This is a genomic window from Ancylobacter novellus DSM 506 (assembly GCF_000092925.1).
GTDB lineage: Bacteria > Pseudomonadota > Alphaproteobacteria > Rhizobiales > Xanthobacteraceae > Ancylobacter > Ancylobacter novellus.
In genome coordinates this window covers 1,023,060-1,041,303 of sequence record NC_014217.1, presented here as the reverse complement: position 1 = coordinate 1,041,303, position 18,244 = coordinate 1,023,060, and the positions used below count along the sequence as shown (strand labels likewise).

General features: G+C 68.6%; 22 protein-coding genes. 7 read left to right on the top strand and 15 right to left on the bottom strand.

Features of this window, described 5'->3' with window-relative positions; genetic code table 11:
• Positions 1-21 precede the first annotated feature (21 nt).
• From phnE to SNOV_RS04995, 7 genes are all read right to left on the bottom strand, one after another.
• Positions 22-840 carry a phosphonate ABC transporter, permease protein PhnE gene (gene phnE, locus SNOV_RS05025; protein ID WP_013165830.1) on the bottom strand — a complete coding sequence of 273 codons (819 nt, stop codon included), beginning with the start codon at positions 838-840 and terminating at the stop codon, positions 22-24.
• On the bottom strand, positions 824-1,624 hold the full coding sequence (locus tag SNOV_RS05020) for a phosphonate ABC transporter ATP-binding protein (RefSeq protein WP_013165829.1): 801 nt from the start codon (positions 1,622-1,624) through the stop codon (positions 824-826). Before SNOV_RS05020 ends, phnE begins: the two co-directional genes overlap by 17 nt.
• A complete protein-coding gene (gene phnD / locus SNOV_RS05015; protein ID WP_013165828.1) occupies positions 1,621-2,493 on the bottom strand; it encodes a phosphate/phosphite/phosphonate ABC transporter substrate-binding protein in 873 nt (290 codons plus the stop codon). Before phnD ends, SNOV_RS05020 begins: the two co-directional genes overlap by 4 nt.
• Positions 2,494-2,591: 98 nt before the next feature.
• Entirely contained in the window at positions 2,592-3,728 is a 1,137-nt protein-coding gene (locus SNOV_RS05010; RefSeq protein ID WP_013165827.1) for an alpha-D-ribose 1-methylphosphonate 5-triphosphate diphosphatase, read from the bottom strand.
• 132 nt (positions 3,729-3,860) lie between these two features.
• Positions 3,861-4,607, bottom strand: coding sequence for a phosphonate metabolism transcriptional regulator PhnF (gene phnF, locus SNOV_RS05005; RefSeq protein WP_013165826.1), 747 nt, complete (start codon positions 4,605-4,607; stop codon positions 3,861-3,863).
• Between the two features lie 178 nt (positions 4,608-4,785).
• Positions 4,786-5,055, bottom strand: a complete 270-nt coding sequence (locus tag SNOV_RS05000; RefSeq protein WP_013165825.1) for a hypothetical protein — start codon at positions 5,053-5,055, stop codon at positions 4,786-4,788.
• A gap of 18 nt (positions 5,056-5,073) precedes the next feature.
• Entirely contained in the window at positions 5,074-5,892 is an 819-nt protein-coding gene (locus SNOV_RS04995; RefSeq protein WP_013165824.1) for a DUF899 domain-containing protein, read from the bottom strand.
• 112 nt (positions 5,893-6,004) lie between these two features.
• Here SNOV_RS04995 and SNOV_RS04990 point away from each other — a divergent pair, with 112 nt between their 5' ends.
• Positions 6,005-7,225, top strand: coding sequence for a hypothetical protein (locus SNOV_RS04990; protein WP_013165823.1), 1,221 nt, complete (start codon positions 6,005-6,007; stop codon positions 7,223-7,225).
• Positions 7,226-7,234: 9 nt separating this feature from the next.
• Positions 7,235-7,870, top strand: a complete 636-nt coding sequence (locus SNOV_RS04985) for a Vgb family protein (protein ID WP_013165822.1) — start codon at positions 7,235-7,237, stop codon at positions 7,868-7,870.
• 5 nt (positions 7,871-7,875) lie between these two features.
• Here SNOV_RS04985 and SNOV_RS04980 read toward each other — a convergent pair whose 3' ends face one another.
• Genes SNOV_RS04980 through SNOV_RS04960 form a run of 5 tightly spaced genes read right to left on the bottom strand, consistent with a single transcriptional unit; the run spans position 7,876 to position 11,692 of the window.
• Positions 7,876-8,343, bottom strand: a complete 468-nt coding sequence (locus SNOV_RS04980; RefSeq protein ID WP_013165821.1) for a hypothetical protein — start codon at positions 8,341-8,343, stop codon at positions 7,876-7,878.
• Positions 8,344-8,348: 5 nt separating this feature from the next.
• On the bottom strand, positions 8,349-9,128 hold the full coding sequence (locus SNOV_RS04975; protein ID WP_013165820.1) for an anti-sigma factor family protein: 780 nt from the start codon (positions 9,126-9,128) through the stop codon (positions 8,349-8,351).
• Positions 9,125-9,691 (bottom strand): RNA polymerase sigma factor, encoded by a 567-nt coding sequence (locus SNOV_RS04970; RefSeq protein WP_013165819.1) that lies wholly within the window; start codon positions 9,689-9,691, stop codon positions 9,125-9,127. Before SNOV_RS04970 ends, SNOV_RS04975 begins: the two co-directional genes overlap by 4 nt.
• A 31-nt stretch (positions 9,692-9,722) precedes the next feature.
• Positions 9,723-11,180, bottom strand: a complete 1,458-nt coding sequence (locus SNOV_RS04965; protein WP_013165818.1) for a YncE family protein — start codon at positions 11,178-11,180, stop codon at positions 9,723-9,725.
• A gap of 11 nt (positions 11,181-11,191) precedes the next feature.
• Complete coding sequence (locus tag SNOV_RS04960; protein WP_013165817.1) at positions 11,192-11,692, bottom strand: DUF305 domain-containing protein; 501 nt, start codon at positions 11,690-11,692, stop codon at positions 11,192-11,194.
• Positions 11,693-11,912: 220 nt separating this feature from the next.
• Between SNOV_RS04960 and SNOV_RS04955 the strand changes: the two genes are divergently transcribed.
• The gene (locus tag SNOV_RS04955; protein ID WP_013165816.1) at positions 11,913-12,338 is read left to right on the top strand and encodes a nuclear transport factor 2 family protein; all 426 of its coding nucleotides are present in this window, start codon (positions 11,913-11,915) and stop codon (positions 12,336-12,338) included.
• A 46-nt stretch (positions 12,339-12,384) separates the two neighbouring features.
• On the opposite strand, the gene SNOV_RS04950 is transcribed toward SNOV_RS04955, so the two are convergent.
• From SNOV_RS04950 to SNOV_RS04940, 3 genes are all read right to left on the bottom strand, one after another.
• Entirely contained in the window at positions 12,385-13,170 is a 786-nt protein-coding gene (locus SNOV_RS04950; protein ID WP_013165815.1) for a sulfite exporter TauE/SafE family protein, read from the bottom strand.
• Positions 13,170-14,861, bottom strand: a complete 1,692-nt coding sequence (locus tag SNOV_RS04945) for a bifunctional protein tyrosine phosphatase family protein/NAD(P)/FAD-dependent oxidoreductase (protein ID WP_013165814.1) — start codon at positions 14,859-14,861, stop codon at positions 13,170-13,172. Before SNOV_RS04945 ends, SNOV_RS04950 begins: the two co-directional genes overlap by 1 nt.
• A gap of 71 nt (positions 14,862-14,932) precedes the next feature.
• The gene (locus tag SNOV_RS04940; protein WP_013165813.1) at positions 14,933-15,856 is read right to left on the bottom strand and encodes an MBL fold metallo-hydrolase; all 924 of its coding nucleotides are present in this window, start codon (positions 15,854-15,856) and stop codon (positions 14,933-14,935) included.
• Positions 15,857-15,957: 101 nt separating this feature from the next.
• On the opposite strand from SNOV_RS04940, the gene SNOV_RS04935 reads away from it, so the two are divergent.
• The 4 genes from SNOV_RS04935 (at position 15,958) to SNOV_RS04920 (ending at position 18,230) form a co-directional block, all read left to right on the top strand.
• A complete protein-coding gene (locus SNOV_RS04935) occupies positions 15,958-16,611 on the top strand; it encodes a peroxiredoxin (protein WP_013165812.1) in 654 nt (217 codons plus the stop codon).
• A 5-nt stretch (positions 16,612-16,616) separates the two neighbouring features.
• Positions 16,617-17,006, top strand: a complete 390-nt coding sequence (locus SNOV_RS04930) for an ArsR/SmtB family transcription factor (protein WP_013165811.1) — start codon at positions 16,617-16,619, stop codon at positions 17,004-17,006.
• A 119-nt stretch (positions 17,007-17,125) separates the two neighbouring features.
• The gene (locus SNOV_RS04925; RefSeq protein WP_013165810.1) at positions 17,126-17,344 is read left to right on the top strand and encodes a YgaP family membrane protein; all 219 of its coding nucleotides are present in this window, start codon (positions 17,126-17,128) and stop codon (positions 17,342-17,344) included.
• Between the two features lie 4 nt (positions 17,345-17,348).
• Positions 17,349-18,230, top strand: coding sequence for an MBL fold metallo-hydrolase (locus tag SNOV_RS04920; RefSeq protein ID WP_013165809.1), 882 nt, complete (start codon positions 17,349-17,351; stop codon positions 18,228-18,230).
• Positions 18,231-18,244 lie beyond the last annotated feature (14 nt).

The window sequence follows — 18,244 nt, the reverse complement described above, 5'->3', positions numbered from 1 at the left end:
CCTTGAGCTTCCAGAAAAAATTCAGCCGATGATCCGCCCGCGCGCCCAGGAGCCGGCCTGCTCGACCAGCATCACCAGCCCGAACACCATCAGGATGACGGTCGCCGCGGTCGGGTAGTCGAACATGTCCATCGCCACCTTCAGCTCCAGGCCGATGCCGCCGGCACCGACCAGGCCGAGGATCACCGAGGAACGGGTCGACTTCTCCAGCGCGAACAAAGTGGTGGTGATGAAGGCCGGCATGGCGGCGGGGATCACCGCGCAGAAGATGGTGTCGAGCCGGCGCACGCCCTGCGCGCGCAGCGATTCCACCGGGCCCTTGTCGGTGTCCTCCATCGCCTCGGCAAAGAAGCGGCCGCAGAAGCCGGCAGTGTCGACCGCGATGGCGAGCGTGCCGGCGAAGGGGCCGAGGCCGACCGCGATGACGAAGATCAGCGCCCAGACGAGGTCCGGCACGGTGCGGAAGAAGGCGATCACCGCTCGCGCCAGTCCGTTGACGATGCGCCCCGCCAGCAGTCCGCGCGCGGCGAGGATCGCCAGCGGCACGGAGAGGACGACGCCCGCCACGGTGCCGACGATGGCCATCTGAAAGGTCTGCACCAGCGCCTGCGACAGCGTGTCGATGCGGGTCAGGCTCGGCGGCCAGGCACGGGAGAGGAAGTCCATCAGCGCCGGCACGCCGTCGAGCATCGCCGTCATCGACCAACCCGAACCTTGGATCGACCACACCAGCACGGCGAGGCCGATGAGATAGCCGAGGAAGGTGGTGATGGAGGGCCGGACGAAGCGTGGCGGCAGCGGGCGGCCGCCCCGCGAGGCGGCGTCAGTTGTAGAGGTCACGCAAGCCTCCGGTCTGCAGGCTGACCGCCGGGGCGTCGAGGGCGAGGCGCCGCTCATAGAGCCCCAGCACACGCTCGGCATAGGTGAGCGCATGGTCGAGATTGTGGGTGGTGAAGACGAGCGTGGTGCGGGTATCGCGGGCAACCCGCATGAACACCTGCATCACCTCCTCGCCGGCCGCGGGATCGAGGCTGGCGGCCGGCTCGTCGGCGAAGATAAAGCGCGGCCCGCCGACCAGAGCGCGGGCGATGGCGACGCGCTGCGACTGGCCGCCGGAAAGCTGGTCAGCACGCTTCAGCGCCAGATGCGCGAGGCCGACACGTTCCAGCGCCTCCATGGCGCGCTCGCGCTGCGTGCTCGATGCCAGCGCGTGCAGCCAGGCGCCGGGGCCGGGGTTGGCGGCGAGCGTGCCGTGCAGGACGTTGGACAGCACCGAGAGACGCACCACGAGATTATGCCTCTGCGCCACGAAGCCGACCGTGCCGCGCAGGCGGCGCAGCGCGCCGGTGCCGAGGCCGCCGATCGGCTGGCCGGACATGCGCACCTCCCCATTGGCGGGCGCCATCAGGCCGAGGCAGCATTTGAGCAGGGTGGACTTGCCGGCGCCGTTGGCACCGATGAGCGCGACGGTCTCGCCGCGCTCGATGTGGAAGCTGACCCCGGAGAACACCACCGGGTTCGAACCGTGGCGCACGGCGAGATCCCGCACGCTGATCTGGCCTTCCGCAGTGCTGCGTGCTGCCAGTTTCGGCGTCTCGACGCCGTGCGCCAGGGTGAGCGTCATTTGCCGATGAACTCGCCGAACTGCGGGTAGCCGATGGTGACGTACATGGCGCGCACGCGGTCGTAGTCGCTGTCCTTCAGCGCCACGAGGTCCATGCCGCGGTACTTCTCCTGCTCATCGCCGGCCGAGAGGATGCCGTCGATGATCTGCGCCTTGTTCTTGATCATGGCGGCGACCAGCGCCTCGGCGACTTCCTGATCGACATGGGCGCCGACGACGATCATGTCGTTCGGCAGGTCGCCGGAGCGGGCGATGACGCGGAACGAGCCGGCCGGCACGCTCTTGTCCTTGTTCCGCACCGACAGCCAGCTGTTGTAGTTGACGCCGATGGCGGCGACGTCGCCGCGCTTCAGCGCCTCATGGGCGACCTGGCGCGAGGTGTGGGTGATGCCGCCGAGGTCCTTGGTGACCGAGACGCCGTAGTCGGCGAGAAGCTGCGAGGGGCACAGATGGCCCGAGGTCGAGCCGATGTCGTCCATGCCGACCTTCTTGCCCTTGAGCTGCACCGGCGCGGTGATGCCGGAATCGGCCTTCACCACGATGGCGCAGAAATAGTCCGGGCGGCTCAGGCCGATGATGGCCTTGGCGTTGGTCAGCTTGTTGATGACGACATATTCGGCCGGGCCGGTGATGACGAAGTCGACGCGCTTGGCCTTGAGCGCCTCGGCAGCGGCGGTGCGGCTCGCTACCGGGAAGAACTCGAAGGTGTCGCCGGTGGCCTTCTCCAGTTGCGCCTTGAACGGACCCCAGTCGGTCTGCAGCCGCTCCATGCCCTCCACGTCGGTAACGGCGAGCTTGTAGGTTTCGGCGAAGGCCGGGGCCGCGAAACAGGCGGCCATGGCCAGGACAGCCAAGGTTTTGCGTATCATGTCGAACCTTCCATTTGCTGTATCAGCGTTATCGAAAGAAATGACCGGCGCGGCTCAAGGCTGCCGGAAGAATTGCGACGCGATTATCTGCACATGAGCTAGTGGACGCGCTGGCCCGTACGCCAGACCGAGCGAACCAGCGGCAGTCCGTCTGCTTCGTGTACCCGCACCAGATCGGCCCGCCGGCCGACGGCGATCACGCCTCGGTCGTCGAGGCCGAGCGCCCGCGCCGGGTTGGCGCTCACCGTCGCCACCGCGCGCGGCAGCGCGTAGCCGACCGGCTCGCGGGTGAGCAGGAAGGCGGCGTGCAGCAGGCTCACCGGCATGTAGTCGGACGACATGATGTCGAGCAGGCCTTCGCCGGCGCAGGCGGCGGTCGAAACGTTGCCGACATGCGAGCCGCCGCGCACGAGGTTCGGCCCGCCCATGACGATGGAGAGGCCGCCCTCGCGGGCCGCGCGCGCCGCCTCCAGCGTCGTCGGGAACTCGGCGATGGCGCTGCCGAGGCCGGCCCCCTCATGAATGTTGGCCGGCGTCGCATCGTCATGCGTGGCGATGACAAGGTCATCCTCCGCCGCCAGCGCGGCGAGCGCGGCGCGGTTGCGGGAGGCGTATTTCTCATGCGCATCGCGCCCGCGCAGCAGCGCCTCGTCCAGCGCCGCCTCGCTCATATTGTCGCTCTTGCGGCGATAGTCGCGCCACATGCCGAGATCGGCGAAGACGCGCTGACCGGGGGTATGGTCCATCAGCGAAATCATGCGGATGGCCTCATGGCCGCGTATGGTCTCGAAGCGCTCGATGATCTGCTGATCCGGCACCTCGCAGCGTATGTGCAGCAGATGGTCGGCGCCGAGCGCGTCCGCGTCGCGGGCCTCGTCGAGGCCGTCGATCATCAGGCGGTGGATCTGCGCCCGGTCGCCATTCTTGCCGCCGACCAGCGCTACCGCGTCGAGAATGGTGGTGATGCCCACCCCGACCACCGCCGCGTCATGCGCCACCGCCGCCGAGACCGGCGGCCAGATCACGTTGGGGCGCGGGGCGATGTACTTCTCAAGCGCGTCGCTGTGGATGTCGACAAGGCCCGGGAGCAGGTAATCGCCCTCACAGTCGAGCCCGCCCGGCGCAGCGGCCGCACCGGCGTCGATGCCGACCACCACGCCGTTCTCGACGGCAAGCGAGCCGCGCACCACCTCGTCGGCGAGCACGATCCTCGCATTGTGAAAGTACTGGGTCATTCCGCCCGACGTCGCTCCGTTTCTGGAGGGGATCGTGCGGCGGCAAGACGAAGCTTCGGTGACGCGGACGGCGCGCGTGGGGGATGACTGCGGCATTCATCTAGGGGATGCGCCGCGGCCGCTGTGTCGCCGCTAGAACTCGAACACCAGGTTCAGCATGTCCGAATTGTGCCGCGAGCGCAGGTACTGGACCGGCACGCCGCTGCGGTCGACATTGATGATCCTGAGCTCCAGCAAGGGCTTGTGCCGGGACAGGTTCAGCAGCCGCGCCTCGCGGAGCGTCGGCATCACCGCGCGCACGGCGGTGCTCTTCTTCGGAATCTCCGGAATGCCGTAGCGCTGCATCGCCACCGTGACCGAGCCGGTCTCGCGGATGGCCTCCTCGATGCCGGCGAAGCGCGGCAGAGGATACCAGCTGAGCGAAACGCTCATCGGCTCCTCGTCGATGACACGCAGCATGTACATCTGCCGCACGGGATGGCCGACTGGCAGCGCGAGACCGGCGGCAACCTCCCGATCGGCCCTGGTTTCCGTCGTTTCGAGGATCTTCCACGTCGCCTTGCGCTCGCCGCGCATGGCCGCGACGCGCAGCAGCGAATTACGCTCCATGCGGTAGCTGATGTCACGGTCGCGCACGAAGGTACCGCGGCCCTGCTCCACCCGCACCATCTGCTTCTCGCGCAGCCGGCCGATGGCCCGCCGGATGGTGTGGCGATGCACTTCGAAGCGCCGCGCCAGCTCGTCCTCGGTCGGCAAGCGGGCGCCGCGCGGGAACTGGCCGCTCTCGATGGCGCGCTCGAGCTCCATCTGCACCTGCCGCCAGCGCGGACCGGCGCCGCGTGAGGACCGCTCCCCGGATGAAGGTTCGTGCCCGGACATGTTCAGGTTTTTCCCGTTCGCGCCCCTGAAGCACGCGAGCCTATCCGGCTCCCCGCACGCCCATATGACGGTTTGTGCGGATGAATCGACCGCTTGTATCCAATCGGCCGGTAAAGCGTCATTTCAGCTTCACCGCGCGCCGGCACGGCGCAGCGGAAGGCTCGCCGGATGCCGGATGTCATCGCCCGGCGAGCAGCCTCAGCCATGGCGACAGGTGGAAGGCGCTCATCAGCACATACATCACGGTCATTCCGCTCAGCGGCGACGTACCGTCCGCCGTGCAGAGCATGTCGGGCGGCCCGCCGCCGGTGGCGCTCGCCAGCGCCATCGCCGCGAAGGTCGGGGCGGCGGCGAGACCCAGCCATTCGGCGGCGCGCAGGCGGGCCGGCCGCCCGCCCCGCGGACGGAGCGCGCCGCCGGCGCCTCCGCCCGGATGAGTGTCGCTCATGTGAGCCTCCCGCCGCCGTCACTCGCAGCAGCTGTGCTTGACGCTGCCGAACAGATCCTTGACGGAACCCGTCGCCCGCTCGGTCGGCGCCGCCTCGTAGCGGTCGTGGTGGCGCACCCATTCCATCTTGTTCTCGACATCGCGCTCGTCGCGGCCCTTGGGCACGAGGTCAAGCATGTTGTAGGTGCCCATCATCACCTCCACCCCGCGCCCATAGGTCGAGTAGGTGTGGAAGATGTCGCCGGCGTCGTCCCTGTAGAAGACGCTGATGCCGGGCCATTCCTCGAAGGCGTAAGGCCACGGGCCGTAATTGTAGTGGATGCGCCCCTCGGCCAGCTGCTCCGGCGTGAAGCTGACGCCGAAATCGTAATTGAAGTCGCTGCCGTGCGATGACACCCAGTCGAACCGCCAGCCCATGCGCGTCTTGAAGCGCTCGATCTGCGCCAGCGGCGCGCGCGAGACGGTCACGAAGGTGACGTCGCGCTGCCGGAGGTGGATGTTCATGGCGTCGGCATGGTCGGCCATGAAGGAGCAGCTCGGGCAGCCCTGGTCCCAGCCCGGGCCGAACATGAAGTGCTGGATCAGCAGTTGCCGGCGGCCGTCGAACAGCTCGGCCAGCGTGCGCCGGCCCGCGGGCGTGTCGAACACATAGTCCTTTTCGATGCGCACCCAGGGTAGAGCGCGGCGCTCTTGCGCGACGCGGTCGCGCAGATGCGTCAGCTCCTTCTCATGCGCCAGCAGCGTCTTGCGCTCGGCAAGCCATTCGTCCCTCGATACGATGCGGTGGTTCGCCAGCCCCGGCTCGGAGGTGGCGGGGGTGTCAGTCATATGGGTCATCGCTTCGCTCCTTGTCTTTCCGCTCTCGCTCCGCGCTCGGCGGGGCGGTGATGGGCAAAGCGTAGGACCGGCCGTCGCCACGGCGGGAGTGACAAGTGTGTCGGGATTTTAGATGGACTCGCTGATCGCCGCCGCGGCCCGCGCGCTCGCCGCGGGTGACCTTCTCGGCGCGCTGAACCGGGTGGCGCTGCGCGACGACGCCCCGGCGCTGGCGCTGCGCGGCATCGCCATGGCGCGGCTCGGCGACTTTGCCCGAGCGAAGACCCTGCTCAAGAACGCTGCGCGCGCCTTCGGCCCGAAGGAGGCGGTGGCCCGCGCCCGCTGCCTCCTCGCCGAGGCGGAGATCGCCCTCGTCTCGCGCGACCTCGCTACGCCGGCAAAGGCGCTCGATGCCGCACGGGCGACGCTGGAACGCCATGGCGACCGGCTGAACGCCGCGCATGCGCGCCATCTCGAAGGCCGCCGCCTCCTGCTTATCGGGCGTCTCGACGACGCCGAAGCCGCCCTCGCCGCCGTCGATCCCGCCACATTGCCGCCGGCGCTGAGGACCGCGCACGAGCTGGCCGCCGTCGGCATCGCCATAAGGCGCGTCAGGACCGAGGAGGCGCGCGCGGCACTCGCGCGTGCCGGGCAGGCCGCCGGTGACGCCGACATCCCGGCGCTGACGGCGGAGGTCGAAACAGCCTTCCGCGTCCTTGAGGCGCCGGCGGCGCGCCTTGTCGGCGGCAGCGGGGAGCGCCTCCTCAAGCTCAAGGATGTCGAAGCTCTGCTCGCCTCCGGTGCCGTCGTCATCGATGCCTGCCGCTACGCCGTGCGCGACGGCCGGAGGACGACCTCGCTCGCGACGCGCCCGGTCCTGTTCGCGCTGCTGCGCGCGCTCGGCGAGGCCTGGCCGGACGATATGGGACGCGATGCGCTGGTGAAATCCGCCTTCCGAGCGAAGGAGGCGGATGAATCGCATCGCGCCCGCCTGCGGGTGGAAATGGGGCGGCTCCGCGCGGAGCTCCGCCCCTTCGCGGACATCGTCGCGACGAAGCAGGGCTTCGCACTGGTCCCGGCTGATAAGCGCCCGGTCGCGGTGATGGCGCCGCCCGTGGAAGAGAGCCACGCCGATGTGCTCGCCTTCCTCGCCGATGGCGAATCCTGGTCGAGCTCGGCGCTGGCGCTCGCGCTCGGCGCCAGCCAGCGCACCGTGCAGCGGGCCTTGGAGGAGCTTGCCGCGGCAGGCAAGGTGCAGCCTTATGGCCTCGGGCGGGCGCGCCGCTGGACCACGCCACCACTGGCCGGTTTCACGACAACCTTGTTACTCCCCGGCCCGCTGCCGGGCGGCTAGGCTCAAGCCATGAAAACATCGACAGCCGACATCCTCCACGAATACGGACCCTTCCCGGACGTCGACCAGGTCGGCGGCGTGACGTTCGACGGACGCCACGTCTGGTTCGCCTCCGGTGACAGGCTGAATGTCCTCGATCCGGCCACCGGTGACATCGTGCGCTGGCACGACGTCGCCGCCGATGCCGGCACCGCCTTCGACGGCACGCATCTGTTCCAGCTCATCGAGGACCGCATCCAGAAGATCGATCCGGCGACAGGCCGCGTGCTCTCGACCATCCCCGCCCCGGGCGGCGGCTCGGGCCTCGCCTGGGCGGAAGGCACCCTCTGGCTCGGCCAGTACCGGGACCGCCGTATCCACCAGATCGACCCGGAAACCGGCGCCGTGCTGCGCACCATCGATTCCGACCGGATGGTGACCGGCGTCACCTGGGTCGACGGCGAACTCTGGCACGGCACCTGGGAAGGCGAGGAGAGCGAGGTCAGGCACATCGATCCCGCGACGGGAGAGGTGCTGGAGCGGCTGCAGATGCCGGACGGCGTCGGCGTATCCGGCCTCGAAACCGACGGCGCTGACCGCTTCTTCTGCGGCGGCGGCAACAGCGGCAGGGTGCGCGCCATCCGCCGTCCGCGGCGGGCGACCTGAAGCACCTAGACCAATGCCGCCAGTACGAGGAAGAAAGCGGTGTGGGCGATCGCGAAGGCGAGGATCCCGGCCGCGCTCAGCGTCCTGATGCCGGCGAAGCCCTGGCCGAGAGCCGGCAGCACGACGCCGGCATTGATCAGCCAGACCAGCAGCGCGTAGGCGAGCCCCTTCTCCAGCCAGGATCCCGGCAGCAGCGGCTTGATCCTGAGATAGATCACCGCCATCACGAGCCCCACCACGACCTTGAAGCCGTTGGTGAAGAGGGCGCCGCCCGGATCGGGGAGATGCAGTGCCGCCCAGGCGCGATCGACGCCCAGCCTTTGCAGCAGGGGCGCGGCCCACAGCTTCACCAGCCGCTGGAAACCGCCACGCGCGGTGACGATGCCGACCCGGTCGGCGAGGCCAAGCAGGGAGAAATTGACCGCCAGCGCAACCAGGCCGGCCAGCAGTGCCCTCGCATAGCCGTAAATCATCGTCGTCAGGCCTCGCTGCGGATCTGGCGCCGTACCTCGTCCGCCAGCGGGTGCAATCTATCCGGCGCCACCGCCCCGACGAGGCTGTAGCCGAGGCCATGGTCGGCCCAGGCGAGGCCGTTGAGGTCGCCTTGTGCGTGGGGCGACATCGGCATGTCGCGCTCGCTCCGCATCGGGCGCGCCAGCATCACCAGCCGCGTCCCGCGGTCGTCGTCATACATGAACAAGGCGGCCGGTCCGTGCTCGGTCGGCACTACGCGCCCGCCCATGAGCCGATAGCCGGCCACCGTCAGGTCCGGGATGGCGACCGGACGGCCGACGCGCTTGGTGGTCCAGGCGGCGAGCGTGTCGCGGTCACTCGCGCGGATCTCGACCGGGCGGACCTGGTCGGGCGCATAGGCGGCATAGCTCGCCGCCGCCTCGCGGGCGAGCGCCTGCACGCCCTCAGAAGGCGGGACCGCGATCCCGCGCAGCGACCAGCCGCTGACACCGCCGGCGCAGACCAGCAGGACGGCCGCCGCGGCCATGGCCCAGCGCGGTGCCTGCCGTGGGCGGCGGCGTTCCTCGATCATGCGCGACAGGTCGAGTTCGGTCGGCACCGGCTCCTCGATCACCGGCGCGAAGGCCGCGCGCAGCATGTCGCGCTGCTCGCCATAGGCCGCGATGCGGCCGGCGACGTCGGGATGCGCGTCCAGATAGGCACTCACTTCGGCGTGGCGATCGGGATTGAGCGTGCCGTCTATGAAGCCGTTGAGATCGTCTTCGGTGATGGGGCGAGAGCTCATTTCACGCTCCGGAAATAAGGCGGAGAAACATAGGCCCGCGGTTCGGCGGACATCAGCTTGGCAAGGCGTTCGCGGGCGCGCGACAGGCGCGACATGATCGTGCCGATCGGCACGTCCAGCACCCGCGCCGCATCGGCATAGGAGAGTTCCTCGACGGTGACCAGCAGCAGCACGGTGCGCTGCTCATCCGGCAGCTGCGCCAGCGCGTTCAGGAGGTCGCGATGGCGCAGGCTCTGCTCCTGCGGCGCCGCGGAGGCGAGGTTCGCCGCATCGGCGTCGTCGAGCGCGACATGGACCGGGCGCTGCGCCGCCCGGCGCAGTCGCGTCATGGCGAGATTATGCAGGATGGTGAACACCCAGGCCCGCGCATCGTCGGTCGGACGTCGCTGGTGCCAGCGGCTGATGGCACGCTCCAGGCAGTCCTGCACCAGATCGTCCGCCGCCGCCCGCTCGCGCATCAGCGCGCGCGCATAGCGCCGCAATGCGGGGATCAGCGGCTCGATGAGGCGCACCATCTCGTGGTTCACGGTGGCTCCTTTCGAGGAGAGGCGAGCCTCCGCCATGAGCTACTCTCCTGGCGGAGGCGGTGGCCCGTCAATCCAGCGTCTGGCGCTGGACGATCGCGCCGGGCTGCGCGACCGTGCCCTCGGCGATGACGAGATAGCGGCGCTGCGCCTTCGCCTCGTTCTGCACGATCTGGCGGATCGGCCCGGCCGCGTTGACGATCGCCGAACCGGCAGGATTGGTCATGAAGGCCGAGAGCGGTTCCAGCGCGCCCTTGCCGTCGGGCTGGCTGGCCAGCGCCAGCACATAAGGCTTCTTCGGCGCGAGGCCGGTCACCGAGGCCTGCAGGACCTGGATCAGCCCCTGGTCGAACAGCGAGACGCTGGTCGGCGTCTTGTCCGCGGCCTTGCCGTCCCCGGCGAGGCTGAGATGGACGGCCTGCCCGGCGACGCCAAGCGGCTGGAGGTTCTGCGTGCCGTCGCCCTCCGGCACGGCGCCAGGGACGTAGGTCACTGCCTGCGGCGCCTGGCCGATCGGGATGGTGGCGATCACCTTGTTGGTCAGCGTGTCGATGGCGGCGAGCGCATCCGCGTTCTCCAGCCCGACATAGATCCGTGAGCCGTCGCCCGACGGCCACAAGCCATGCGGCAGCTTGCCGACAGGGATGGTCGCCACCTGCGAGAAGTCATCGGTGCGGAACACCTTGATCTCGTTGAGGCCGCCGACCGTCACATTGGCAAAGGTGCCGTTGGCGTTATGGGCGATATTGACGTGGTTGGTGATCGGGCCGGTGTCGATCGTCTTGATCACGTCGAAGGGCGGTTGCGCATTGAACACCTGCGTCTTGCCGATGTCCTTCAGCGTGAACCAAACCTGCTTGCCGTCGGGCGTGGCGGCGATGTCCGGGCAGAAGGGGCTCGCCTGCTTCACACGGCCGACGATCTCGTGGTCGGCGACGGAGATCACCACCGTCTCGGGCATGAAGGAGGAGCAGACATAGCCGTATTTGCCGTCGGGCGAGAAGATCTGCATGCCCGGCCCGTTCGGCGCCTTGATGCGGGCCTTCTCCTCATAGGTCGCCCCGTCGAGCACGGCGATGTAGTCCTCCCCGCGCACCGTCACCCACACCTCCTTGCCGTCCGGCGTGAAGAAGGCCTCGTGCGGCGAGCGACCGACATAGGTGGTGTGCTTCACCGCGTTGGTCGCGGTGTCGATGAAGGTGACGGAGTTCGAGCCGATCGACACCACCGCGATGGTCTTGCGGTCCGGCGAGAAGCCCATGCCGTGCACCAGCACCTGCCCCTTGTAGAGCGGGCTGAAGTTCATCGGCTGCGGATCGCCGAGCCGGATGACACCGACCAGCTTGTTGGTGGCGGGATCGGTGACAGAGACGGTGTTGGAGAATTGCTCGGCGGCATAGACGCGGTCATGGCTGCTCACCGGAATGTCCGGCACCGAGGTGGCGAACGGCGCCTGTCCCGCGAAAGCGGGGGTGGCGCAGGCGAGCAGACCGCCGGCGAGCAGGCCGGGCAGGATACGGTTCTTCATCATCTGTGTTCCTATTTCGCCGAAACGGCCGGCTGCATCGCCATGGCACCGTGGGACATCGCGTCGTGGGACATCGCGTCGTGGGCCTTGGCCGAATTGTCGTGAGCGGGAAGCGGCTGGGTCGGCGCCGGGGCGGAGGGCGGCAGCGCCTGGCCGAGCGCGAGGCGCATCGCGGCGATCTCCTGCTGCTGCTCGACGACGATCTCCTGCGCGAGGCGCCGCAGCTGCGGATTCTTGCCGTAGCGCAGATAGGCGACGGCCATGTCGATGGCGCCCTGATGATGCGGGATCATCATCGCCGTGAAATCGGCGTCGATGTCGTCGGTCGGCTTCACCTCCATGTCCGCCATCATCTTGTCCATGGCGGCGGCGTTCTCGGTGAGGAAGGGCGCTTCCTCGCTCGTGGCGGAGGCACTGTCCGCGCCGTGAGCATGGTCATGGGCCTGCGCCGCCGCGCCGGCCAAGCACGCCGCGAGCAGCACGCCGGCACAGGCGAGATGTCGTTGTCGCATGGGCTTTTCTCCTTCGGGCGCAGTGGCGCCTTCAGGAGGTTGGACACCGCGCCGGCCGGATTATTCCGGCGCCGCACGGATTTTTCTCCGGCGCTTCGCCGGACCGGCCCCGCGTCGGCGTGCCGCGCGAGGAAAATTCGCGATCCCCATCCGCCGGGCGGAATAAACCGGCGTCAGGTGAGTCCCCGCCTGTGCAGGTCACATCAGGAGACACCCGCACATGCGCCTTCCCATCCTTGCCGCCAGCCTCGCCCTTCTCGCTGCCTCCGGCTCCGCCGCTCTGGCGGGACCGGCGGAAGACCTCGCCAGGTCCCGCATAGACGCCATCGCCGGCGGCGACCTCGCCGCCGTCACCTCCGCCTACGCGCCCGCCGCGATGCTGCACTGGGTCGGCGGCCCGCTCGACGGCAGCTACAGCCGGCCGAACAAGATCAAGGAAGTCTGGTCGAAGTTCTTCGCCGCCCAGGGCGGCCAGAAGGCGACCATCGCCGCGACGACCGAGGCCGCCAATCCCAAGGGCGGCACCGTGACAGCCGACGTCACCTTCGCCGGCAAGAACACGGTCAAGGTGCGCTACGTGCTGCTGTATCGCGACGGCAAGCTCGTCGACGAGATCTGGCAGGTCAATCCGGCGGCGAAATACTGAGCGACCGATCCTGTCCGTGCGGCCATCGCGCCGCACGGACGTCGGCTCACGCGAGCAGGGCCGATGCGCTTTTGAACAGCATATAGGTCGCCACAACGAAGATCAGTCCGGCAAAGATGGTCGAAAGACGGCCGGTGCGGCCGGCGAGGTGGTGGGCGAGCTTCATGCCGCCGACGCTGCCGAGCGCGCCGCCGATGATGAACACGAAGGCCAGCGGCCAGTTCACCAGACCCGAGAATGCGTAGTTGATCGCCGTGGTCAGGCCGAACGCGGTCACGGCGACGAGCGAGGTGCCGACGGCATTGAGGATGGGCATGCCGGTCGAGCCGATCAGGCCCGGCACGATGAGGAAGCCGCCGCCAATGCCGAAGAAGCCGGAAAAGGCACCGGTGCCGAGGCCGAAGCCGAGCACTTTCGGCGCCTTCTCGCGGGTGCATTCGGCGCCCGGCTCCCCCGGATTGCCGCGCCCGCGCAGCATCAGCACGCCGATGGCGAGCATGAGGAGGGCGAAGAGGAAGAGCAGCTTTTCGCCGCCCACCATCTTGCCGAGGCTCGATCCGGCGAAGGCGCCGACGACGCCGGCCGCGGCGTACATGCCGCCGCAGCGCCATTTCACCGTGCCGGTCCGCGCATGATTGAAGAGACCCACCGCGGCGTTGATCGCCACCGCGAAAGCGCTGGTGCCGATGGCGACATGCGGATTGCCTACGCCGACCAGATAGACCATCAGCGGCACGGCGAGGATCGAGCCGCCGCCGCCGACGAGGCCGAGGGTGAAGCCGACGAGCACGCCGGCTCCGCCCCCCAACGCGTACTGGATCGGCTCGAGCATCAGGCCACCTCGTTACGGGCCGGAGCGGGGATCGGCTCCGGCCCGCAGAGCCATTCGCGCCCCTTCAGCATGGCGTGCCAGTAGATCGGTGGCAGCATGCGGTCCTTGAGGAACCAGGCGAGACGGGTGGGACGCGTGCCGTCGAGGATCCATTTCGGGAAGGTCGGCAGCAGCACGCCGCCATAGCCGAACTCCGCCAGCACGATCTTGCCGCGCTCGACGGTGAGCGGGCAGGAGCCGTAGCCGTCATACTGGGCGGCGGGCGCCTTCCCCTCCAGCGCCGCGAGCACGTTTACCGCCACCACCGGCGCCTGCTTGCGCGCGGCAGCGGCGGTCTTGGCGTTCGTGGTATTGGTGGCGTCGCCCAGGGCGAAGACGTCCGGATAGCGCATATGGCGCAGGGTTGCCGGATCGACGTCGATCCAGCCGCCGGCGCCGGCCAGCGGACTGGCGGCGACGAAATCGAGCGGCTTCTGCGGCGGCACGGCGTGGAGCATCTCGAACCCACGCTCCACCCGCTCGACGGTGCCATCGGTCGCTTTGCGCTCGAAGGTCGCGACCCGCGCGTCGCCGTCGACGGCCACGAGGGTGGAACCGAAATTGAGGTCGATGCCGTAGCGCTCGACATATTCCATCAGCGCCGGCACATAGGACGGCACGCCGAAGAGGACGCCGCCGGCATTGTGGAACTCCACCTCCATGCGCGGCAGGAGGCCGGCCTCGCGCCAGATGTCGCAGGAGAGGTACATCGCCTTCTGCGGCGCGCCGGCGCATTTGATCGGCATGGCCGGCTGGGTGAAGAGCGCCCTCCCCGGCTTCACCGAGCTGGCGGTGCGGAAGGTGTAGGGTGCGAGGTCGAAGCGGTAGTTCGAGGTGACGCCGTTGCGGCCGAGTGCCTCCGGAAGGCCCTGTATCGCCTCCCAGGCCAGCCGCAGGCCCGGCGCCGCCACCAACGCGCGGTAGCGCACCGACGAACCATCGGCGAGGGTGACCTCCTTCGTCTCCGGAGCGAAGCCGGCCGCCGCCTGCCGGATCCAGGTGACGCGGTCGGGCATCACAGCGCCCATGGGAACGCGGGTGGTGTCCGGCTGGAACACGCCGGCGCCGACCATGGTCCAGCCCGGCTGGTAGTAGTGGCACTCCGCCGGCTCGACGATGGCGATGTCGAGCGAGGGGCGGCGCTTGAGCAGGCTCGACGCCGTCGCGATGCCCGCGGCGCCGCCGCCGACGATCACGACGTCGAAGATCTTCGGCGCCATGCCCCGGGCGTCGCCAGCGCGGGCGGCGAGGCGTGCGCGCTGGCCGGAGACGTCGATGCCGGCGGCGTCGGTCAGGGCGAGGATCTCCGCCGGGGTCCGCCGTCCTGCCTCGGCGAGAGCCCAGAGGGTCGCCGCACGCGCACCGCTGCGGCAATAGCCCAGCACGGGACCAGACAGCCGGTCGAGCATGGCTCGCATCGAGGCCACATCTTCATCGACGTAAGTGCCGGGCGTCACGGGGATGTGGACGAAGGCCATGCCGAGCGCCTCGGCGAGGCCACCGGCCTCGGCGGCGTTGAGCTGGTTCGGCTCCTCATCGTCCGGCCGCGTACATATGACGGTACGGAAGCCCGCCGCGGCGGCCGCGGCGAGGCCGGCATGGTCCACCTGGCCGGTGACATGAAAGTCCGGCGTGATCTGCTTTGGCGTCATGGACGTTTCCTCAAATCTCTGGGCGGGCGGTCGTGGGTTGGCCGACGCCCGCCTTGTCGGGGTGATGCGTGTCAGAGCGTGTCGAGCGGCAGCTTGAGGTAGCGGCGGCCGTTCTCTTCCGGCTCGGGAAGATTGCCGGCACGGATGTTCACCTGCACCGAGGGCAGGATCAGCTTGGGCATGGCGAGGGTGGCGTCGCGCCGCGTGCGCATGTCGACGAAATCATCCTCGTCCACGCCGTCGCGCACGTGGATGTTGCCGGCACGCTCGGCACCGACGGTGGTCTCCCACGCATAGGTGTCACGGCCCGGCGCCTTGTAGTCGTGGCACAGGAACAGCCGCGTCTCGTCCGGCAGCGACAGAAGCCGCCGAATCGAGTGGTAGAGCTGGTGGGCGTCGCCTCCGGGGAAGTCGGCCCGCGCCGTGCCGAAGTCGGGCATGAAGATGGTGTCGCCGGCGAAGACGACATCGCCGATCACATAGGCCATGTCGGCCGGCGTATGGCCGGGGACGTGCAGCACGCTCGCCGGGATAGAGCCGACGCTGAACGTGTCGCCATCCTCGAACAGTCGGTCGAATTCGGAGCCGTCGCGGGCGAATTCGGTGCCGAAGTTGAAGATCTTACCGAAGACGCTCTGGACGGTGATGATCTCGCGGCCGATGGCGAGCTTGCCGCCGATCTCGCGCTGGATGTAGGGCGCGGCCGACAGATGGTCGGCATGGGCATGGGTCTCCAGCAGCCAGTCCACCGTCAGGCCTTCGCGCTTCACGAAAGCGATGATCGCGTCCGCCGAGGCGGTGGAGGTGCGGCCGGAAGCGGCATCGAAATCGAGCACGCTGTCGACGACGGCCGCCCGCTTCGTGGCGGGGTCATGGATGACGTAGCTCGCGGTGTTGGTCGGCTCGTCGAAGAAGGCTTCCACGGCGAGGCGGTTGGCAGCCGTGCGGGCGGCGCGGATTTGGTCGGCGGCCCTTTCGAGAGGCAGGTCGGACATGAGCGGATCCTCCGATTGCGATCATTAATTTCATGATTACATAATATATGTAATTGTAAATGCGGATTGCGTCACTTTCCCGCAAGGGGCAATCAGAGGACATGACAGAGCAACTCATCTCCGGGGCCGATTCCGCGCGGTCTGCCCCGCGCCCGCTGCGGATCGGCGACGCCGCCCCGGTGTTCAGCGCACGCTCGACGCAGGGCCAGATCCGGCTGAGCGACTATCGGGGCCGCTGGCTGCTGTTCTTCTCGCATCCGGCGGACTTCACCCCGGTCTGCACCAGCGAGTTCATCGCGCTCGCCCGGTTGGCGCCGCAGTTCGAGGCCGCGGGCTTCGCCCTGCTCGGCCTCTCGGTGGACAGCCTGTTCTCCCATATGGGCTGGCTGCGGGCGATCCGCGGCGCCTTCAATGTCGAGGTGCCCTTCCCGGTGGTCGAGGACACCTCGCTCGTCATCAGCCGCGCCTATGGCATGCTCGACGAGACGGCCCAGGATTCCTCGACCGTGCGGGCGAGCTTCTTCATCGACCCGGACGGCATCGTCCGTGCCCTCAGCTGGTATCCGATGTCGGTCGGGCGTTCGGCGCAGGAGATGCTGCGCCTCGCCATCGCGCTGAAGCGCGTCGAGAAAGGCGACGCCGTGACGCCGGAAGGCTGGCAGCCGGGCGACCCCGTGCTCCGCCCGCTCAGCGACGAGACGCTGCTGTCCGACGACGATCCCGCCTGGTTCTGCCGCACCATCGAGCCGAGGTGAGCCTCATGCCTCTGACCCGCGAGGAAGCCGAGAAGGCCGTCGAGAAGCTGCGCATCTACAGCCAGCCGCAGCGGCTCATGATCCTCTCCTATCTGCAGGCTGGCGAGATGACCGTCGGCGAGATCGACGCCGCCACCGGCATCGGCCAGCCGGCGCTCAGCCAGCAGCTTGCCGGACTGCGGAAGGGCGGGCTCGTCGCCACCCGGCGGGCCTCGAAACAGGTTTTCTACCGGCTGGCCGACGCCGGCGTGGAGCAGTGCGTGCACAGCATTGAGGCGCAGTTCGGCGGGGCGATGCCCGCCGCCAGCCCTGCCGCTCCCCAGCCGCCGGCGCCGCCCGCCGGCGGACGGCGCTCCAACCGGGAAGCCGCCGTCTTCGCCCGGATCGTGTCCTAAGGCCGCACGCGATACCTGCTCTCACGTCCGAATAATTACGTATTTATGATTGCATTTTTTCGCAATTGATATACATCGTTGGAAGCGCGTCGAACCTGCCGCGCATTGGGAGTGAACCCATGGCTCGCAATCTCGGAAATCTCGACCGCGCCCTGCGCGTCGTCATTGGCATCGCCCTGCTGTCGCTGCTCTTCGTGCTGGACGGCGGCCTGCGCTGGATCGGCCTCGTCGGCCTGGTGCCGCTGCTGACCGCGGCGGCCGGCAACTGCCCGCTCTATTCCATCTTCGGCCTGTTGACTTGCCCGCTGCGCACGCGCAACGACCGCGCCCGGGGCTGACGCCATGACCCTCAAGCCCGAAGTCACCGGCTTCTTCGACCCGCGTACCTGGTCGGTCCAGTATGTCGTCGCCGACCCGGCGACGAAGCGCTGCGCCATCGTCGATCCGGTCTATGATTTCGACGAGAAGTCCGGCCAGACCGGCACGGCAAATGCGGACCGTCTGCTCGGTTTCATCCGGGCCAAGGGCTACGAGGTCGAGTGGATCCTCGACACCCATCCCCATGCCGATCATTTCTCGGCGGCGCATTACCTCAAGCAAAAGACCGGCGCACCGACCGCCATCGGCGAACGGGTGAAGGACGTGCAGAAGCTCTGGAAGGGCTTCTACAACTGGCCGGACTTTCCCGCCGATGGTTCGCAATGGGACCATCTCTTCGCCGACGGCGACACGTTCAAGGTCGGCGGCATCGACGCCAAGGTGATGTTCTCGCCGGGACACACGCTGGCCTCGATCACCTATGTGATCGGCGACGCCGCCTTCGTCCACGACACGCTGTTCATGCCTGACAGCGGCACCGCGCGTGCCGACTTTCCCGGCGGCAGCGCCCGTGTGTTGTGGCGGTCGATCCAGGCCATCCTGGCGCTTCCCGACGAGACCCGCATCTTCACCGGCCATGACTACCAGCCGGACGGACGCGAGCCCCGGTGGGAATCGACGGTCGGCGAGCAGAAGGCGACGAACATCCACATGGCGCACTGCAGGACCGAGGAGGAGTTCGTCGCGGTCCGCGAGGCGCGCGACCGCAGCCTCGCCATGCCCAAGCTCATCCTGCAGTCGCTGCAGATCAACACCAATGGCGGGCGGCTGCCCGAACCGGAATCGAACGGGATCCGCTACCTCAAGATCCCGCTCGACCTGCTCACGGGAGCGGCCTGGGACTGAGACGATGACTGGAC